This is a genomic window from Proteiniclasticum ruminis DSM 24773 (genome assembly GCF_000701905.1).
Lineage (GTDB): Bacteria > Bacillota > Clostridia > Clostridiales > Clostridiaceae > Proteiniclasticum > Proteiniclasticum ruminis.
In genome coordinates this window covers 108,056-122,598 of record NZ_JNKC01000006.1, presented here as the reverse complement: position 1 = coordinate 122,598, position 14,543 = coordinate 108,056, and the positions used below count along the sequence as shown (strand labels likewise).

The following is a 14,543-nucleotide window of genomic DNA, read 5'->3' as shown; positions in this document are numbered from 1 at the left end:
CCAAAAAAGAACTCCCCAGGTCTTCCAAACAGTTTCGGAGACCCGGAGAGTGTCATATGTGATATTTAGTTGGCTGAGGTGATCTCTGTCCAGATTCTGTCATAGATGCTGAGGACATCAGAAGGATCTCTGAAGATTTCCGTGTTTTCCAGCACTTCATCTGAAGGATACGCGATGGGGCTGTTCCTGATTTCTTCAGGGAGCATTTCAACTGCTTCTCTGATGGGCGTAGAGTACCCGATGTAATCCACATTCTGGATGGCGATGTCGGGTCTTAGCATGAAGTTGATGAATTTCTCTGCGCCATCTTTATTTGCGACGCTCTTAGGAATCACCATATTGTCAAACCAAATGTTGGTGCCTTCCTCTGGAATGGCGTAGTCCAGGTTCGGATTTTCTTCAATCATATACATGGCATCTCCGGACCATACTACCCCCAGAGCTGCATCTTCTGCAATGAGGGCATCCTTGATGTCGTCTCCCAGGTATGCATAGACGATGGGTTTCTGCTTGATAAGCTCATCTCTTGCTTCTTCCAGTTCTTTCACGTCTCTTGTGTTCATGGAGTAGCCCAGTCTCAGAAGAGATACACCGATGGTGTCTCTTTGACTGTTCAGCATAAGAATGTTGTCCTTGTACTTCTCATCCCACAGGATGTCCCAGGAAGTCACTGGATCGCTTACCATGGTTTTGTTGTAGAGAATCCCAAAGGTTCCCCACATATAAGGGGCAGAATATTCATTGCCTGGATCAAAGACAAGATCCATAAAATCTGGATCCACTTTTTCTTTGTTCGGCACATTGTCCCAGTTGATGGTGGTGAGAAGATCTTCATTGATGGCTCGCTCGATGGCATAGTCTGACAGGAAGATCACATCGTAGGAGCTGCCGCCCTGCTTCAGCTTCGTGTAGATGTCCTCGTTGTTTGCATAGGTGTCATAGTTCACCTTGATGCCTGTTTCTTCCTCAAACTGCTCCAGCACATCAAAGTTGATGTAGTCTCCAAAGTTGTATACGTTGATGGTCTCCTTCTTCTCGCCGCAGGCGGCAAGGGAAAGGACGGATACGCCCACAAGGGCTGCAGCCAGTAGCTTCTTTATATTTTTCATACATGTTTCCTCCCGTAGTGTCAATTGATAGGGTCTGGTGATATAAACATCACTTCCGTTAAAATTCTTCCTGTTCATCCTCTTTCTTGCTGATTCTGTTGATGATGAGAAGCAGCGCGAAGAATCCGATGAGCATGAACGTGGACAGTGCGTTGATCACAGGGTTGATGCCTCTTCTGGCCATGGAGAAGATGAGAATACTGAGATTCTGAACGCCATGTCCTGTTGTGAAGAAGCTGATGACAAAATCATCCACAGAAAGGGTAAACGCAAGCAAAGCACCGGTGACAATTCCTGGCATAATCTCCGGAATCACCACTTTTCTTAATGCATACATGGGCTTCGCCCCCAGGTCCATGGCAGCTTCTGCCAGATGGATGTTCATCTGCTTCAATTTCGGCAGCACCGCCAGCACCACGTAAGGTGTGCAGAAGGTGATGTGCGAAAGAAGGATGGTTGCAAGACCGAAATCCAGTCCCATGAAACGGTACAGCGCAATGAGAGACACCGCAATGACCACGTCAGGATTTAAGATGGGCAGATAATTGAGGTTCATCACCATCTGCTTGAATGGCCCTTTCTTGGAAAAATGAATGCCGATGGCGGCAAAGGTGCCAAGAAGGGTAGAAACGATGGTGGTGAGCACCGCGATGATCATGGTATTGGACAGCGCCTTCATGACCTCACGGTTTTTGAAGAGTTCCTCATACCACTTCAGGGTAAACCCTGAAAAGACACCTCTTGATTTGGACTCATTAAATGAGTACACAATGAGGATGATGATGGGTGCATAGAGAAAGAGAAAAATCAGTGCTGTATAAAGTCTTTTCAGTCCTTTTCCTACCATAGGGCACCCCTTCCTCCTTCCAGGTCACCGCCACTCTTATTGGAGATGGCCATGACGATGAGGATGATGATCATCAAGATGATCGACATGGCAGATCCAAAATGCCAGTCTCCTGTATAAATGAACTGCTGCTCAATGACATTTCCAATGAGCGTGGTTTTGTTACCGCCCAGAAGATTGGAAATGATAAATGTGGAGACAGCTGGTGTAAATACCATGGTGAACCCGGTCATGACACCAGGTACAGACAGCGGGAATATCACCCGCTTGAAAATAGTTCTTTTATTGGCGCCCAGATCCTCTGCTGCTTCAATGAGCTTCTTGTCCATCTTCACCAGCACGGAATAAATGGGCAGAACCATGAAGGGCAGGAAATTGTAGACCATACCAAGGATCACCGCACCATCGTTATAAAGAAGCTCCAGAGACTGAAATCCCAGGAAATTCAAGAAAGTGTTGATGATGCCGTTTTTACCGAGGATGGTAAGCCAGGCGTAGGTTCTAAGAAGAAAGTTCATCCACATGGGAATGACAAAGAGAAGAATCATATTGTTTCTGGTCTTGGCTTTCTTCTGGGTGGCAATGATATAGGCGATGGGATACCCCAAGAGAAAACAGATGAGGGTGGAGACCACGGACAGAGTCAGGGATCTTCGGAGCACCCCAAGGTAGATGGGGTCCAGGAATCTTCTGAAGTTTTCAAGGCTCAGGGTGAAGGTTTCATAGTCATTGCTGTTGCCTGTGGTGAAGGCAAAATACACCACAAGGAACAGAGGCACCAGGATGAAAATCAGCATCCACAGTACATAAGGAAAGGATACTTTCCGCATTTTCAAGAGTGATCCCCCCTCTTCATGATATGGATGGCATCGGGAAGAATCTTCATACCGATTTCCTCTCCCACAGGCGCCATGGCTGTGCTCTGAATGAGGTAATGGAAGTCCTGGCAGTTCACCACCATCTCATAATGGACACCTTTGAAGGTCACTTCTTCCACAGTTCCCGTGAGCTGTCCTTCTTCTTTCTTTGTCATGATGATGTCTTCCGGACGGATGACCACTTCCACAGGTTCCATGGGACCAAATCCACCATCCACGCAAGGGAAGGTGACCCCCTGGAACTCTACTTCCAGGTCCTTATGCATGATACCGTCCACGATGTTGGATTCTCCGATGAACTTTGCCACAAAAGCATTCTTGGGTTCATTGTAAATATCCACAGGTGTGCCAATCTGCTGAATGAGACCTTCGTTCATCACAACGATGGTGTCGCTCATGGTGAGGGCCTCCTCCTGGTCATGGGTCACATAGATGAACGTGATGCCCACTCTCTTCTGTATGTTCTTCAGCTCAATCTGCATTTCTTTCCGAAGCTTTAAATCCAGCGCTCCCAGAGGTTCGTCCAGAAGAAGCACTTTAGGTTCATTGACCAAAGCTCTTGCGATGGCGATTCTCTGCTGCTGTCCGCCGGAAAGAGAGTCAATGTCTCTTTTCTCGAAGCCTGACAGGTTCACAAGCTTCAGCACTTCTGTCACCTTCTTCTCAATGACATCTTTGGGCAGCTTTTTGATTTTCAGGCCAAAAGCGATATTTTCAAAGACGTTCAGATGCGGAAACAGGGCGTACTTCTGGAATACGGTGTTCACCGCTCTCTGATACGGCGGCACTTCTGTGATATTCTTCCCATTGAAGAGGACCTTGCCTTCTGTAGGGGTTTCAAACCCCGCGATGATTCTAAGGGTTGTGGTTTTGCCGCATCCTGATGGACCAAGCAGCGTCAGAAACTCATTCTCCCTGATGTAGAGGTTCATATTGTCCAGCACGGTGTTAGAGCCAAACCGTTTGGTGATGTTTTTCAGATCTATCATAATATTGCTTGTCATAATTCCTGTCCCCTTTCTAGAATATCGGTGGTGTGCTCACCCAGATTACGGTGGCAGTGGTCTTTCCCTCATTGGAGAGATAATGGTTTTTTCCCGGTTTCAGATAAAAGGATTCTCCTTTTTTCACTTTGTGCTTCTCCAGTCCCACGTGAAGAAGGATACTTCCATTCATCACATAGCCAAACTCCTCCCCTTCATGAGGGGGCACATCTTTGGTGCGTCCACCGGGTTTGATCTCCACATGGATGGGTTCCATGGCATTTTTCTGTGCGTTGGGGATGATCCAGTTGACGATATTCTGAAGATCTTCATTTTCTTTCTCAAAGGCATCTTCTTTGCTGAACACAATCTTCTCATCGGTGGTTTCATTGAAGAAATCCTTGAGATTGGTGCCCAGTCCTTCCAAGATATCTACAAGAGTCGCTATGGACGGAGAAGTAAGGTCTCTCTCCAGCTGGGAGATGAATCCCTTGGTCAGTTCGCAGCGGTTCGCCAGCTCTTCCTGGGTCAGTGCGTTCTTGATTCTCAGATTTTTTATTTTTTCACCAATCTTCATAACAACCTCCTATGCAGTTTCTTGAAAAGAGATAAAGCTAAACTTTTTGTTTAGTCAAGTTAAACTACCTAGACCATTATATAGAAAACTATTTTCAAAATCAACGAGTTTTTATGAAAAACTCTGCGCAAAATTCAAAAATTTGCACTCACTTCTGTCATCCCTTGATACGACTCACTTCTGCAGTTGTTAATATTTCTGGAACTGCCGGGCTTTTTGATGGATTTCAGACAAATGTTTCCATAAAACATACCCTGAGTTTACCATGACTAAACTAAATCAATTATTACAACCTGTAATTTGTCAAAAAATTTCAAGAATGATAAAATACAGTGTAACAGAATAATTTGGAGGTTTTTCCCATGAAGAAAGTGAAAACCAATGCCATGCGCCTTCTGGAAGAAGCAGGCATCTCCTATACTCTCCATGCCTACAATATGAAACACCCTGTCCTGACCCCAGAACTTCTTGCAAAGGATATTGACCGGGATGTCCATCTCATCTATAAAACATTGGTGACCACAAGCCATAGCGGCCAGCACTATGTTTTCTGCCTGCCTCTTACCGGAGAGCTGGACTTAAAAAAAGCAGCCAAGGCATCCGGCGAAAAAAGCGTGGCGCTGATTGACCAGAAAGATCTTCTGAAGCTTACCGGCTATGAACGTGGCGGCGTCAGCCCTGTGGGCATGAAAAAGCAGCTGCCCACCTTCCTCGAAGAGGGATGCCTTCATCTTTCCACCATCATTGTCTCTGCCGGGAAACGAGGTTTCCAGGTGGAAGTGGATCCCAAAAGGCTCCTCACACTGCTGCCCGCTGAAACCAAGGATCTTCTGGCGGAAACCAAAAGCATCTTCAAATAACTTCATAGATTCCTGCTGGAGTAAAACGCTGAAAGGACAAGTGGAAAGAATTTTCTTCTTTCCACTTGTCCTTCCCTTTGCTTCTTTGTTCTTGACAGGAATTTTTCACTAAAACTCGATGGATTTTTTATCGCTTTTTATACTTTCCAGAATCTGGTGGAAGATGGCTTTAGGCTGAGCGCCGCTGACTCCATACTTCCCGTCCACCACAAAGAACGGTACGCCGGTGATGCCTAGGCTGGAAGCCAGGCTTCTATCTTCAGCAATCTTCTCCTCATACCGGTCACTTTCAAGAACCTCCAGCACCTCTTCTTCATTCAGGCCTACACTTGCTGTAATCTTCAGCACTTCTTCTCTTTCATTGAGGGCTATGCCATCCACAAAATGAGCTCTATAAAAAGCTTCAAGCAGCGCACTGTCTTTTCCTGTTTCTCTTGCAAGATACACCAGACGGTGAAGATCGTGGGTATTGGCACCGACGGCAGAAAAGATATTCATCGGAAGGTTTTCTCTCTTTGCCATGTCTTCCACACCACTCATACGGTTTTTTGCTTCTTCCTTTGTAAAGCCATACTTCTTTGCCAGAGCTTCCAGAGAGTTCATGGACTCGGTTCTGCTGCTGTTTGGATCCAGCTCATAGCTTCGGTGGACGACTTCAATCTCCTCCCCGGCTTCTTCCTGAAATTTGGCAAAAATGTTCTTTCCTATATAACAGAAGGGACAGACAATGTCCGAATAAATTTCAACTTTCATTTTCATACCTCCACGGTTTTTCTATAGTATAGCGCAGAATTAGATTTTACTCAATTGTATTTTACGATAGAATATGAAGTCCCTGTGAAGCTCCTGTGAAAAATACTAAAAATTCCATCATCAGCGGAAAATATTCATAGAAATATGCTACAATTATCGTATAGAAACTCAATGTTTTGAGTAGTTTAGGAGGTTTTTTGATGATCAATATCGTTCTTTTCTGTTCCACCGGACTCTCCACCAATCTTCTGGTGAAGAAAATGGAACAGACTGCAAAAGAAAAAGACCTGAAGATTCAAGTGGCATCCTATCCCGAATCCGCCATGAAAAAGTACATCAAAGATGCGGATGTGGTGCTGGTAGGCCCTCAGGTGCGTCACGCACTTCTGGAAATCAAAGAGGTATGCGATGCGCACCAGGTTCCCTTAGAAACCATATCCACCAAAGACTACGGAAGCATGGACGGGGAAAAAATCCTCTCGCAGGCTCTTCGTCTTTTCAGTCTCCATCATCCAGCGGACGATTCTGAAGAGCAGCAGTGAACCAAAAGACCTCTGGGAAAAAAGCAATGGCTTTCATCCCAGAGGTCTTTTCTTCTTATACTTTCTGAATGCCTTTCCATTTGGCATCTCCATGGAGAATCCCCATCAAAATGGCAACGGCATAAACAATCTTCCCGCTCATGAGATAACTGTCCATAAGGCCCACATAAAGAAGCACCGCCATGGACACAAAAACTCCTACATAAAGAACCTTCAGCTGAGGCTGCGCCTTATAGCTCTTGGTATAGTTATGGATTCCTCTCATCTTGAAATAAAGAATCACTGCGCCAAAGAAGAGGCCCAGAAGTCCCAGCTCCAGCACCACCTGAAGCACTGCGTTATAGGGCTTATTCACCTGATCCAGATTGAGAAGTTCTGGTCTGCCCACCATAAAACGGCTCAGGGTATAGTCGATGGTATGAAATCCCCTGCCTAAAAAAATGGATTTGGCATTGGCTTTCAGAACCTCCAAATAAAAGGAGAATCTTCCCATCTCATTGCTCAGAAGAAAATAGCTCCAGTGTCTTTTGGTGAAAAGAGGAATCAGTGCAAAAAAGATTCCTGCAGGCACCAGCGCAATGAGAAACCGGACTGAATAGAGAAGAGACAGAAGAAGCAGTCCCAAAAACACGCCGACGATGGCAATGCGGGACCCTGTCATAAAAATAGAGATGAGGGAAACGCCCACAACAAATAAATAGAATCTTGATTCTTTGTTCTTCTCTTTGAAAATATAAAGAGTTAAAGCAGGAAAAAGAGCCAGGAGCATGAAATATGCAAGAACCGGACCATTCTCCATGAAGGAGGTGTTGGTCAGAGGATCAAAAGGAATCCCCCGGACAATCTCATCATAGACCACCTGCCCCACATGATAAAACCCCACCAGAAAAGCGGATAAGAAATACGCTCTTGTCAGGGGCACCGCATGATTTGGGCGGTTGATCTCATATTTCAGCACAAAAAACACTATAAATGCCGAGAAATAAAGAAGAATTCCAGAAAGTGTGTCTCTAGGACTCTCTGAATAGATCAAGGAAACCATCTGAAGCACAACAAACAAAAATGTGGAGAGACCGTAGGCTAGCTTCGTCTGGCGTCTGCTTCTTCGGATTTTGTCAAAAACATCTCGATTTTTAAATAAATACGCAAGAAAATATCCACCCAAGGCAATGCCTAGATAAGGAAGATATTTTATGGGAATCAGCGGATAAAGGACAATAACAGCAAGAACAGCCTTGAATAGCTGACCCCGCTCAAATAGTTCCATAATAAACCTCCAGCAGTTCTAGATGACAATTATATATCTATCATACACGATTTCAGCGCATAACAAAAGAGACCTTTCGGTCTCTTTTATATTCACAATTATTCTACTGTGATAGCAGCTACTGGACAGCTTTCTGCAGCTTCCTGAGCTAAATCCTCTTCACCTGCTGGAACTTCGTCCACGATAGCGTAAGCCTTTCCATCGTCATTCATATCGAATATTGATGGTGCAACACTTGGGCAAACTCCACAACCGATGCAAAGATCCTGATCTACTGATGGCTTCATATACAACACCCCTTTTATACTTTATACCCTAATTATAATTAAGATTATCACAAAGTCTATGAACAAATTGTAAACTTTTTGTACAACCTGTTAGTATTTAATGCGCACAGCTCCGGAAACCGTTGAGACATCTGCTGTTGGTGAATTGTTAATATTTCTCTTCAAAGACCTGGTGCTCTGGTTTATTCCTTCACGATTCTCCACAGTCAGGCTGCCGCTGACGCTTTCCAAGTCATAACTGAGATCCTCCAGCCCTTCAAACTCCAGTTCTACGGATCCGGAGATGGTCTCCACCTCCACTTCTTTCGTGCTGTCCAAGAACTTCAAGCTGACACTGCCAGATACACTCTCCACATCAGCGCTGGTTCTTACTCCTGTGGCCGTGATCTTTCCTGAAATGCTGTTTCCGGAAAGACGGCCCACGTCTCCATAGCTGATGAACTGACCAGAAACCACATCAAAATCCACTTCCTCAATGGTGCCGCTCTCCACAATGAGATCTCCTGAAATATTCTCCAAGGACAGCTCCTTCAGATTCAGTCCATCCACAAGGATATCCCCCGAAACATTAGAAACATCCAGGTCTCCCTGATATCCCACAGGCACTTCCAAGGTAAGAGAAATGTCATACCGGTTGAAAAAATTCAGGTTGATGTTTCCCATCCCCTTGTAAAGAGAGATTTTAAGACTGTCCTTTTCTTCTTTGATTTCCAAGTACCGGTTGAGATAATTCTCCGGCACTTTTCCTTCCACCAGAAGCTTTATCTCATCCCCCTCATAGGCTTTGATTTTCACGTCGCCGATGGGTACTGAAATTTCAAGATTTCTTTTATCCTCATAGGAAAAGCTCTGCTCTTCCCGCACTTCTTTTGTTTCACCAAGATTGACGTTGATGTCTCCCCGCTCCAGGAGCTTGTTTATGGTTTCTGACAGTTCACCGGTACCAACACCGGACTCATACACAATATACGCCCCAATGCCGACGGAAACAGAAGCAATAATCAGTGTGGCAACCACCACTTTTTTAAATCCGCTCATTTTAAAATCCTCCAGTTTCTTTATGGAAGCAGTCTTCTCAGAAGCATCAGCGCCGTCTTAAAGACCCACCGGACAATTCTGAAAAAGAGTGCTGTAAACAGTACAAAAATAGAAAGCATGGCAATGCCAAAGAAAAACAGAGCCAAAAGTGGGATCCCCAGGCTCAGAGAAGAAGGAAACACAATCATCAGTATGGGGGAAGCCAAAAGAAAAAGAGCACCCACCAGCAGGACAATGAGAAATCCTGCAAGCCCCACCACCACAGACCCCAAAATACCAAGGGCTGTGGGACCGATGAAAATAATGAGGAGAATCAGAAGAATCAGTTTCGCTAAAGGTCCTCTGTCACTTCCTCTATAATTTTGTCCCATGGTCTCCCTCCTTTCTTTTTCTTAAACTATACCTGTCCTGAATTAAAGACAAATTAAAAATCCATCCCCGGCAGATCTTCTTTTACTTCGTCTCCTCTTGCTGCTTCCAAAGCAATTCGAAGGAATGTAAAGGTTTTGTAGAGTATTTCCCTCAAATCATCTATAATTTTAAGTAGAAACAATGGGGGGAGAATTTTATGCAAGGAACGGCAAAAACAGTACTCTATGAGATGAAAAAAGCGCTGACACTTTCCAGCTTTCAAAAGAAAGTGACCTATTTGAAGAAAGACCTTCTGCTCTTTTTAGAAGACAAGAAGTTCATCACAGGACTCCAGAGGCTTCTGGCGAAAAAAGAGTACCATGGAGCATCCCTCTTTACACTGCTGAAGGAAACCTTTCCTGCGGAAAACACCGTTTCCGTGGATTTGGCTGCAGTCTATGATTATATGGTGCTGCTGGTGGATGAGGATGCCAGAGAGAGAACCTTCACAAAGGAGGAAGAAAACTTCATCCAGCTGTATATCGCCCTTTATGAGGCGCTTCTGAAGTTCGAGGTGCAGGACCATCCAGAAGAGTTCTATTTGAAGCACAGCTTTCAGTTTCTCACAAAGAAAGAGCTGGAAGTGCTGGAAGATGATGAATACCGACGCTTTATGAGAGCATTCAAAGAAGACCACATCTATGCCCTCATGAAGCTTTCCAGAGACCTCCATGGTTTCAATACACTGGATCATGTGGCCGGAGTCCATGAGGTCGGCATGTTCATTGGAAGGCAGCTGAAAAACCTGGGCCTACCGGTGGATCTTGGACGCGTTTCCGGTGCCCTGGCCGGTCATGACATCGGAAAGTACGGTGTGAAGCTCTCCGAGATGAGAAGAGTTCCGTATCTTCACTACTACTATTCAGATCTTTGGTTTAAGAAACATGGCATTGACTACATCCGAAACATCGCCGTCAATCATAGCACCTGGGATCTGGAGCTTGAGAATCTCTCTTTGGAGGCTCTCCTTCTCATCTACTCGGACTTCCGGGTGAAAAACAAAAAGATAGACGATGTAGATACCATGCACATCTATCCCCTGGATGAATCCTTCCATGTGATTCTGGAGAAACTGGACAATGTGGATGATGCTAAGAAAAGGCGCTATGAAAGGGTCTATGCAAAGCTTCAGGATTTTGAAAAGTACCTCACAGGCCTCGGAGTGGAAGTGGCCCTGCGAAGCCGCGAGGAAAACAGAAAAGTCATCGACCAGAAAAAAACCATTCGGGTTCTGAAAAAACCAGCGGTCTGCTTTGGAGACGAAATCGTCGCCAGGCTTAAGTACCATGCCATCGACCACAACATCAAGGTGATGCACCTTCTGAGAAATGAGTTCAGTATGGACACCCTCCTGGAGGAAGCACGCTCTTTAAGAGACTGGCGGGATCTTCGGGAATATATCAGAATTCTGGAGGAGTACTCCACCTATCTCACTCAAGGCCAGAAGCTGCAGGTGGTGAGCTTTCTTCTGGAGTGTCTCATCCATCCGGAAGATGACATCCGTTTCCACAGCGCAGAGCTCCTTGGCAGCATCATGGGACTCTATGATGAGGACTACAGAAAGGAGATTCCTCTGGAGGAAGTGGCGCCCTCGTCTAAAGTATCAGGACTTCGCCTTCTTCAGGAAACCTTGAGAAAAATCCTTTATCCCGGTCATAAAGTCATCGACAGCCATAAGATGCAGCTCGGATACTCCTTTGCCAGCGTAGCCAGGACGCTTTTCAAAAACCTTCCTGAAACAAGAATTCCCGATTACACCAAAGTGGTGGCAGGATTCTATGAAGAGGTGAATCCCAAAAAAGAAACCAGCATCTTCCTCACGGAAGCCATCCGATACATCCCTTTTCCATTGGAAATGAAGGAAGCCTTCTTCCGAACCAACCTCTCCGGGAACCTTGCAGGACGTCTCAGTGTTCTTGAACTGCTCAGTGCCAGCCTCACGGAGGAAACCTACAGTGCGGAGTTCACCAATGAGCTGAAGGACCGGATCCGAAAAGTCACAAAACGTACAGACCTCACAGAGACCTTTCTCTATATGAAACTGGCTGGGCAGCTCAACATGGAAAAGGAACGGGTACAGCTTTCAGAGAATCTCAAATCCCGCAAGAAAGAGCGGGAAGAGGTTTTCTTATCGAACCTAAAAACAGCCACTCACTGGATTATGAAAAGAAACAGCATCAAGCTTCTTTCTTTCTATACCCTGGATGGAGATCTCATCTCCCCAATCAACACCGCACTGCACCTTTGCAATCTTCTCAAGGTTTCTGCCATGGAGTCCGTAAGAAGGACTGCGGGATCCTCTCTTTTGAATCTCATGAGAGAGCTGTCTTCCTATGAGCGCAATGAAGTGGCGGTGGAGCTTCTTAGGGCTCTGGAAATTGAAGGACACCGCTTCACGGAATATATTCCAAAGCCCCTGGGCAAGGTGCTGCTGTTCTTGGATCTGAAAGAATTTGATGAGATCATCGACGATCTTCTGATCAAAGTGAAAACCGCAAATCCTTCGGTGAAGACTCTGGTCATCAAAACTCTGGGCACCACGTTAGAATCTTTCATCCAGTTTGGCATGCGTAAAGTGAACCTCACAGAAGAGGAGAAGGTGGAACGAATCAAAAACATGCTGAGCGTACTGCTCTACGGTATGGCAGACTATGAGGACCTGACCGTAAGAGCCGCTTTCACCACCATCGGCAAGGTGCTCTTCGCCTCCGATGTTCTGACACTGGAAAGCAAGAAAGAGGTCTTCCTGTTCATCCATAAGAAGCTCATTACGCTCCTGACCAACGAAGAGAGAAATCTTCTTTTCCTCTGTCAGAGTGTAGGCCTCAACAACATCTACAGATTCATGAATGATTATCTGCATGAAGAAGGCGCTTTCCATCACCACGAACCTCAGCGCTATGCTTTCTTCCCAGGCACCTTTGATCCCTTTACTCTCTCCCACCTCTCCATTGCAAAGCTCATCCGGGATGAGGGCTATGAAGTGTATCTGGCCATTGATGAGTTTTCCTGGTCCAAAAAGACGCTGCCGAACAATGTCCGCAGAAGGATCCTTGAAATGAGCACGGCGGGAGAACTGGGACTTTATCTGTTTCCAGAAGATCTGCCCATCAACATCGCCAATGAGGAGGACATCAAAAGCCTCAAGGGCATCTTCGGCAGCGAGATCTATATGGTCTGTGGCAGTGATGTGGTGCTGAACGCCTCCAGCTATAAGAAAGAACGCACCGAGAACAGCATCCATCGCATGAACCATCTGGTCTTTGACCGCACCAGAGTCCGTGGGGCAAGAAAGACCATTGAAGGACTGGTGGACCATGTGGTGTTCATGGATCTTCCTAAGGATCTGAAAGAAGTGAGTTCAACCAAAATCAGAACCAACATTGATGAAAACCGCGATATTTCCACCCTCATCGACCCCATGGCTCAGAACTATATCTACCTCAACGGCTTTTACCAGAAAGCACCTGTGGAGAAATCCATGGTGAGTCTCACGTTCCTGGAGAAGAACATCTATAGGGATCTGGAACCAGACCTTCTCCACGCTGTGGAGGTGCTCTTTCCTGCCAGTAAAAATCAGATGCTGAAAATGCTTGAAGAGCTCTTTCAGAAACCTTCTGGAAGGGTACTGACTCTCACAGACAGGACGGAGAACATGCCCATTGGTCTTAGTATTTTCCATTGGGCCCGAAGCGAGCATCTCATGGAAGAGCTGAAGTCCCAGGAGTTTGCGGATAAGGTCCGGACCCTGAATCTCGGCAGAATCATGGTGCTGGATGGACTGTATGTGAAGGCGCCGGACAAGCTCAGAAACTATCACCAGATTCTACTTACTGAGACTTTATCCTTTGGCGTTTCCAGAGATTATGAGTGCGCTCTTTTCATAACCCGGAACAAACCTTTAAAGGATGAGCGCTTCCTGTCTCTTCTGAAGCTTTATAACTTTAAGACCCTCGATGAGCAGGAGACGGTCTACTACACCGACATGAGCACACCACTGGCCCTGAATCTTGATATGGAAAACATCCTGAAGGATCCTTTCCGAAACAACCAGCGGGTGAAAAATGTCATCCAGGAAACCAGAGAGCGTCTCATGAGAGCCATTGGGGAGCTCTATCCAGGAAACCTCATCCTCCCCTTTGAGCCTCTTATGCTTCAGCAAGGCATCATCGGTCTTGTGCTCCAGGAGAATGGAGTTTCTATGGAGGAGTCTAAACCGAAGGTCCTGGGACCTCATATGTGTGTTCCTTACGGGGATGTGCTGGACAGGTCAGTGGTGCCCAATACGGTGACCAAGGCTCTCCATACAGAAAAATACTTCAACAGCGATATGAAAGGCTTCAGCATCAAAGAAGTGCCCTTTTATCTCAGTCTGGAGAACCAGGTGAAAACCCTGGCGTCCTTCAAGCGGCCTGTGATTCTGGTGGACACCATCCTTCATAAGGGCTACCGTATGAATGCGCTCAGCCCTCTCTTCAAAACCCACGGTCTTGAGGTCCGGAAAATCATCACCGGCATTGTCTCTGCAAAGGGGCTCGACCGGATGTCATCCAAGGAATATGCGGTGGAGGGGGTCTATTATATTCCGAGGCTAAAGGCCTGGTTCAACGAAAAGGACCTTTACCCCTTCATGGGCGGAGATGCCCTTTGGAGAGGAAGCTTCCCCAAACGAAACCTCATTGACTCCATCAATCTCATACTGCCCTACACCACTCCGGTGTTCATCATGGATGCGGGTGCAAGGAATGTGTATACTCTCTCCAAAATCTCTCTGGAGAATGCACTGAAGGTGCTGCGGGTCATTGAGGAGGAGTTCCATAAGGTTTACGAAAGAAAGCTGACTCTCTCTTCCTTAGGACAGGTTTTCACTATGCCAAGGGTACCTGATAAGGGAAAAGATGTTTCCTATGATCTCTACAAAGCGCCTTCCCACTATCTGGAGTTTGATCTGGAAGAACTGAAACGTCTGGAAAGACTGATACTATAAGGAG

Annotated in this window: 13 protein-coding genes; 3 read left to right on the top strand and 10 right to left on the bottom strand. The window is 46.0% G+C overall.

The annotated features are described in order from the left end of the window. Positions 1-65 precede the first annotated feature (65 nt). Genes T487_RS0108825 through T487_RS0108805 form a run of 5 tightly spaced genes read right to left on the bottom strand, consistent with a single transcriptional unit; the run spans position 66 to position 4,394 of the window. Positions 66-1,109, bottom strand: coding sequence for an ABC transporter substrate-binding protein (locus tag T487_RS0108825; RefSeq protein WP_031576546.1), 1,044 nt, complete (start codon positions 1,107-1,109; stop codon positions 66-68). Positions 1,110-1,167: 58 nt separating this feature from the next. Beyond that, complete coding sequence (locus T487_RS0108820) at positions 1,168-1,956, bottom strand: ABC transporter permease (protein ID WP_031576544.1); 789 nt, start codon at positions 1,954-1,956, stop codon at positions 1,168-1,170. Continuing rightward, a complete protein-coding gene (locus T487_RS0108815; RefSeq protein ID WP_031576542.1) occupies positions 1,950-2,786 on the bottom strand; it encodes an ABC transporter permease in 837 nt (278 codons plus the stop codon). Before T487_RS0108815 ends, T487_RS0108820 begins: the two co-directional genes overlap by 7 nt. Positions 2,787-2,788: 2 nt before the next feature. Next, on the bottom strand, positions 2,789-3,838 hold the full coding sequence (potA, locus tag T487_RS0108810; RefSeq protein ID WP_031576540.1) for a spermidine/putrescine ABC transporter ATP-binding protein: 1,050 nt from the start codon (positions 3,836-3,838) through the stop codon (positions 2,789-2,791). A 16-nt stretch (positions 3,839-3,854) separates the two neighbouring features. Further along, on the bottom strand, positions 3,855-4,394 hold the full coding sequence (locus tag T487_RS0108805; protein ID WP_031576539.1) for a cupin domain-containing protein: 540 nt from the start codon (positions 4,392-4,394) through the stop codon (positions 3,855-3,857). A 362-nt stretch (positions 4,395-4,756) separates the two neighbouring features. Here T487_RS0108805 and ybaK point away from each other — a divergent pair, with 362 nt between their 5' ends. Further along, the gene (ybaK, locus tag T487_RS0108800; protein WP_031576538.1) at positions 4,757-5,254 is read left to right on the top strand and encodes a Cys-tRNA(Pro) deacylase; all 498 of its coding nucleotides are present in this window, start codon (positions 4,757-4,759) and stop codon (positions 5,252-5,254) included. 108 nt (positions 5,255-5,362) lie between these two features. On the opposite strand, the gene T487_RS0108795 is transcribed toward ybaK, so the two are convergent. Beyond that, positions 5,363-6,007 carry a DsbA family oxidoreductase gene (locus T487_RS0108795; protein WP_051651622.1) on the bottom strand — a complete coding sequence of 215 codons (645 nt, stop codon included), beginning with the start codon at positions 6,005-6,007 and terminating at the stop codon, positions 5,363-5,365. Positions 6,008-6,207: 200 nt separating this feature from the next. Between T487_RS0108795 and T487_RS0108790 the strand changes: the two genes are divergently transcribed. Further along, positions 6,208-6,549, top strand: a complete 342-nt coding sequence (locus tag T487_RS0108790; protein WP_031576534.1) for a PTS sugar transporter subunit IIB — start codon at positions 6,208-6,210, stop codon at positions 6,547-6,549. A 55-nt stretch (positions 6,550-6,604) separates the two neighbouring features. On the opposite strand, the gene T487_RS0108785 is transcribed toward T487_RS0108790, so the two are convergent. The 4 genes from T487_RS0108785 to T487_RS0108770 all read right to left on the bottom strand — a co-directional run bounded on the left by T487_RS0108785 (position 6,605) and on the right by T487_RS0108770 (position 9,512). Then, positions 6,605-7,816: an O-antigen ligase family protein gene (locus T487_RS0108785; RefSeq protein ID WP_031576533.1), complete on the bottom strand. Its 1,212-nt coding sequence runs from the start codon at positions 7,814-7,816 to the stop codon at positions 6,605-6,607. Between the two features lie 98 nt (positions 7,817-7,914). Further along, on the bottom strand, positions 7,915-8,103 hold the full coding sequence (locus tag T487_RS0108780; protein ID WP_031576532.1) for a ferredoxin: 189 nt from the start codon (positions 8,101-8,103) through the stop codon (positions 7,915-7,917). A gap of 90 nt (positions 8,104-8,193) precedes the next feature. Next, positions 8,194-9,141, bottom strand: coding sequence for a DUF4097 family beta strand repeat-containing protein (locus T487_RS0108775; protein ID WP_031576531.1), 948 nt, complete (start codon positions 9,139-9,141; stop codon positions 8,194-8,196). Between the two features lie 20 nt (positions 9,142-9,161). Beyond that, a complete protein-coding gene (locus T487_RS0108770; RefSeq protein ID WP_031576530.1) occupies positions 9,162-9,512 on the bottom strand; it encodes a hypothetical protein in 351 nt (116 codons plus the stop codon). 197 nt (positions 9,513-9,709) lie between these two features. On the opposite strand from T487_RS0108770, the gene T487_RS0108765 reads away from it, so the two are divergent. Beyond that, positions 9,710-14,539, top strand: a complete 4,830-nt coding sequence (locus tag T487_RS0108765) for a nucleotidyl transferase family protein (protein ID WP_051651621.1) — start codon at positions 9,710-9,712, stop codon at positions 14,537-14,539. Positions 14,540-14,543: the final 4 nt, after the last annotated feature.

Excerpts from the sequence above, each read along its gene's own strand:
- T487_RS0108825 (WP_031576546.1), bottom strand. The coding sequence starts at position 1,109 with ATGAAAAATATAAAGAAGCTACTGGCTGCAGCCCTTGTGGGCGTATCC.
- T487_RS0108820 (WP_031576544.1), bottom strand. The coding sequence starts at position 1,956 with ATGGTAGGAAAAGGACTGAAAAGACTTTATACAGCACTGATTTTTCTC.
- T487_RS0108815 (WP_031576542.1), bottom strand. The coding sequence starts at position 2,786 with ATGCGGAAAGTATCCTTTCCTTATGTACTGTGGATGCTGATTTTCATC.
- potA (WP_031576540.1), bottom strand. The coding sequence starts at position 3,838 with ATGACAAGCAATATTATGATAGATCTGAAAAACATCACCAAACGGTTT.
- T487_RS0108805 (WP_031576539.1), bottom strand. The coding sequence starts at position 4,394 with ATGAAGATTGGTGAAAAAATAAAAAATCTGAGAATCAAGAACGCACTG.
- ybaK (WP_031576538.1), top strand. The coding sequence starts at position 4,757 with ATGAAGAAAGTGAAAACCAATGCCATGCGCCTTCTGGAAGAAGCAGGC.
- T487_RS0108795 (WP_051651622.1), bottom strand. The coding sequence starts at position 6,007 with ATGAAAGTTGAAATTTATTCGGACATTGTCTGTCCCTTCTGTTATATA.
- T487_RS0108790 (WP_031576534.1), top strand. The coding sequence starts at position 6,208 with ATGATCAATATCGTTCTTTTCTGTTCCACCGGACTCTCCACCAATCTT.
- T487_RS0108785 (WP_031576533.1), bottom strand. The coding sequence starts at position 7,816 with ATGGAACTATTTGAGCGGGGTCAGCTATTCAAGGCTGTTCTTGCTGTT.
- T487_RS0108780 (WP_031576532.1), bottom strand. The coding sequence starts at position 8,103 with ATGAAGCCATCAGTAGATCAGGATCTTTGCATCGGTTGTGGAGTTTGC.
- T487_RS0108775 (WP_031576531.1), bottom strand. The coding sequence starts at position 9,141 with ATGAGCGGATTTAAAAAAGTGGTGGTTGCCACACTGATTATTGCTTCT.
- T487_RS0108770 (WP_031576530.1), bottom strand. The coding sequence starts at position 9,512 with ATGGGACAAAATTATAGAGGAAGTGACAGAGGACCTTTAGCGAAACTG.
- T487_RS0108765 (WP_051651621.1), top strand. The coding sequence starts at position 9,710 with ATGCAAGGAACGGCAAAAACAGTACTCTATGAGATGAAAAAAGCGCTG.